Below are 4,133 nucleotides of genomic sequence, written 5' to 3'. Positions count from 1 at the left end.
AACAAGGCGGATGGAATTTCACCACCAAGGTAATAAGAGTTATTCACAAGTCGAGGTTGTCCTCATGTATTGACTTGGAACGGCCATTTATACCCAGTTTCCTGGTTTAGTGGCCAACGAGTCGCACAATACCACTTAAATTATAGTTACCTACCATATTTTTATGATGACCAGAACTATTAATCCAACCGACAACAGCTTGTTCTCCAGGATTACTATAACCCATATTACTAGCTATGTTTTCAGCAGCACCTCTGTAAGAAATTTTTTGACTAATTACTTGTACTCTTTCCTTAAAACCATCATGGCTAAAAGTTGTTTGTCCATTAGCCATTTGTTGAGCATGAATTCTAGATTGTTGAGCAATAGTATTATCCCACTGGAGAGGTGGTAACTTTTTAGATTGTCGATATTGATTTATTTGGGCAAATACAGATTTTTCCAACTGATTAATATTTGGTGAAACTGCTACATTTGGTCTAGAGATAGGAGTTTGTCTGGAATTTTGAATTTCTGGCATTTCTGGCAAATTTTTAATGACTTGTTGATAATTACAACTACTCAACAATATTGCCAGACTCCAGAAAGTTTGTTTTAAATATTTATGATTCATTCGTTAATCTACTCTCTGCTATGTGCAACTTCTTTAAACTCCACTTTCTTTTATTAATTCTACGGCTACAAAGGAATACCTGTTACGGGAGCAAGATGCTCCCACTGTTCTTATTACAAAAATAATGACAATACACCACCATTACAATGCACTAAGTAGGTAGGCGTGAATAAACATCACTATATAACGAAATGTTAAAGCAGTTAAAACCCTTGAGATTGCTTCCTTCCGCTCCGCTCCACTCGCAATGACGTACTTATAAATTTTTTCACCTACCTACTTACCATCCAAATTACAGCAAATCCCAAGTATATGAAGTACAGATATTAATAATTAAATCTTATCAGTGCGAGCATCCTGCTCGCGTGGTTGTACCTCACCAAAGTGGAATCCACAAAAAGGAATATTTGGTACAGGAGCAAAATAGATTACTGGTACGGGAGCAAGATGCTCCCACTATTCTCGTCACAAAAATCGAGAACAAAGGAATACCTGGTAAGGGCAAATGCCATTCGCCCCTACAGATGGTGTATGATTTTGTTTTTTGCGTAAGTCCTGAATTAAATCTTCCCAGTCCGAGCATCTTGCTCGCGAGGAAGCATCTTGCTCGCGTAGGTTTAACCTCACAAACTGAAATCCGCTGTAATTAACCCTCTAAAAACTTCGCCACTGTCTGCACATCTTTATCCCCACGTCCAGAACAATTAAACACAATACGCGGACTACCGCTTAACTGTGGACAAAGAGTTTCCAAATAAGCGATCGCATGAGCAGTTTCCAGTGCTGGAATAATACCCTCCAACTGAGACAAACGTTGAAAAGCAGCTACTGCCTCATTATCAGTCACACTATAATATTCAGCTCTACCGCTATCCTTCAAAAAACTATGTTCGGGGCCAACTCCAGGATAATCTAAACCTGCACTAATAGAATGCGGCTCTATTATCTGACCTTCCTGATCCTGTAACAAATAACTCATAGCTCCATGCAACACACCAACACGGCCAAGAGTCAGAGTAGCAGCGTGTTTATTGGTATCAACTCCCTCACCACCAGCTTCTACACCGATCATTCGGACTGACGACTCATTCACAAACTCATGGAATAAACCCATTGCATTAGAACCACCACCAACGCAAGCAATCAAAATGTCAGGCAAACCGCCCCACTTTTCCAAACATTGACTGCGGGTTTCTTGACCGATAACAGCATGAAAGTCTCGTACCATCATCGGGTATGGGTGAGGTCCCGCAACGGAACCGAGAATATAGTGGGTAGTCTCCACGTTTGTTACCCAGTCTCGAATAGCTTCTGATGTTGCATCTTTCAGGGTGCCGGTGCCAGCTTCCACTGGTCGTACCTCAGCTCCCATTAGTCGCATTCTGAATACATTGAGAGATTGACGCTCCATATCGTGAACGCCCATATAGATGATACATTCTAATCCAAACCGAGCGCAAACTGTGGCAGTGGCGACACCATGTTGACCAGCACCTGTTTCGGCAATAACACGTTTTTTACCCATTTTCAGGGCTAATAGAGCTTGAGCTAAAGCATTATTGATTTTGTGGGCGCCAGTGTGGTTGAGGTCTTCCCGTTTGAGGTAAATTTGTGGGCCAGTGCCATCAGGTTTGGCATAATGAGTTGTGAGACGTTCGGCAAAATAAAGAGGACTAGGGCGACCTACATAGTCTCGCAGAAGTTGTTGGAGTTCTTTTTGGAAAGCGGGTTCTTGACTATATTTTTTGTAGGCTGCTTCTAGCTCAAATAGGGCAGGCATTAATGTTTCAGGGACATATTTACCGCCAAATTGGCCAAATCGGCCAAGGGTATCTGGTTGTTGAGTTGAAGTAGGATTTAGAGGTGTAGTAGTCACTAATTTTTTCTCCAAAATAGAATATTTTTTATTATAAATACGCTTTTCGGTAAATTCTTAATATTACAAAAGAGGGAGTAGGGAGTAGGGACGTTGCATGCAACGTCCGTACAGAGTAGGGGAAAATAATTGATGATTTATGTACGATAATTAATTTGATTAAAGAGGGAGTAGGGGGAAAGAATTATAGTTTCAGATTTTCGATCTATTTTTTGATTTTTTATTAATGATATAGGATTGCTATATAGAGGTTGATTTAAAATCAGAAAAAGTGCAACTTAGATGTACATAAATTCTTGTATTTGTATCAGTCAACTTTTTTAATAAAATTTTAACTTTTATTGGCATATATCAAGCAAATATAACTTTTGTAACATATTGTTATAAAAATCACCTAACACTTTTAAAACAGTTCAAGATAATTAAATATAAGTTTCTTGTCTTTATGTCTTTAAGATTTACAAAAGAAGAGAAACGCATCTAAAAAGTTTTAGATGAAAACATCAAGAAAATTTTAAGAGAAAATTATGAAAATTGAAGAATTTTTAGCACGTTATGCCTCCGGAGAAAGAAATTTTCGGGATATTGATTTATTTCGATCCGAGCTTAGTAATGTGAATTTAGCTGGTGCGAGTTTGTTTCGTGCTAACTTATTCCGGGCTAATCTATTTAGAGCAAATTTAATTGGCGTTAATCTATACAATGCCACTTTGATTGGTGCTAATTTGTATTGTGCAAATCTAAGTGGGGCAAATCTGAGTGGGGCGAACCTGACTCGTGCAGATTTGAGTGGGGCAGATTTGAGTGGGGCAGATTTGAGTGCTGCTGACTTGAGTGGGGCAATTTTGAGTTATGCTAATCTCAGTTATGCTGATATGAGTCGCGCTAATTTACAGAAAGCAATTTTAATTGATACAAATTTGAGTAGTGCTAATTTAAGTGGTGCCGACCTCAAGAATACCGAGATGAATGGGGTTAATGTGAAGGAGACTCGATTTTCTCTTGGTATTGGACTATCTGCAGAGATGAAGAAAGAGTTGCAACAGCAAGGTGCAATTGTTGAAGATTTGCCTGGGGAACCTCACGCGAGTAGATTGTTCGCAACTAGGTAGTAGGGGTAGGAGACAGGAGACAGGAGTTAAGAGTCAGGAGGGAAGAAAGAAGAAGAAACAGAAGGGAAAGGAGAAAGTTTTTGATCACGCTCTTATGCGGACATGATTTAATATTAATTAAACGCAATGTAGGGACGTTGCATGCAACGTCCCTACGAGATTGGGGAAAGATTGTTTATTACTGTTATAGCAGTCGAAGCAAAAATTAGGAGATACAGGACAATTAGTAATATTAAACAATGCAAGTTTTCATAAATCCCCCAAAATTAGAGAATTAATAGAATCAGTGAATTGTGAAATTGAATATTTACCGAAAAATTGGGTTTAAAGCCTCGCCCATAAGCGGGCGACTTTTTAAAAGCAAGTAGATTGAATATATGCTACAGTACTAACAGTTGCCGGGGGGCACTCGGAAACTCTAAACGGACGTGGAGGCAAGCATAAGACTACTGTCAAAGTAGCAGCAGCCTAAGAAGCGTCAACCCGCCGAAGAGCTACGGCTCAGTAGGAATCTCCGTGCCTTTAGGCCGGA

The 4,133-nt window shown here is 39.5% G+C and carries 3 protein-coding genes and 1 pseudogene; 2 read left to right on the top strand and 2 right to left on the bottom strand.

Translation table 11 applies throughout. The features are described 5' to 3' along the window. Positions 1 to 106: 106 nt before the first annotated feature. Complete coding sequence (locus F6K54_RS41465; RefSeq protein WP_293090323.1) at positions 107 to 613, bottom strand: CAP domain-containing protein; 507 nt, start codon at positions 611 to 613, stop codon at positions 107 to 109. A 646-nt stretch (positions 614 to 1,259) separates the two neighbouring features. Continuing rightward, the gene (trpB, locus tag F6K54_RS41460) at positions 1,260 to 2,489 is read right to left on the bottom strand and encodes a tryptophan synthase subunit beta (protein WP_293090322.1); all 1,230 of its coding nucleotides are present in this window, start codon (positions 2,487 to 2,489) and stop codon (positions 1,260 to 1,262) included. 527 nt (positions 2,490 to 3,016) lie between these two features. Here trpB and F6K54_RS41455 point away from each other — a divergent pair. Then, entirely contained in the window at positions 3,017 to 3,601 is a 585-nt protein-coding gene (locus tag F6K54_RS41455; protein WP_293090321.1) for a pentapeptide repeat-containing protein, read from the top strand. A 214-nt stretch (positions 3,602 to 3,815) separates the two neighbouring features. After that, positions 3,816 to 3,914, top strand: a pseudogene (locus tag F6K54_RS41450) (IS630 family transposase); the annotation flags it as partial. Between the last annotated feature and the right edge of the window lie 219 nt (positions 3,915 to 4,133).

Source organism: Okeania sp. SIO3B5, assembly GCF_010692555.1.
Taxonomy (GTDB): domain Bacteria; phylum Cyanobacteriota; class Cyanobacteriia; order Cyanobacteriales; family Microcoleaceae; genus Okeania.
This window is presented reverse-complemented; position numbering and strand designations above follow the sequence as displayed.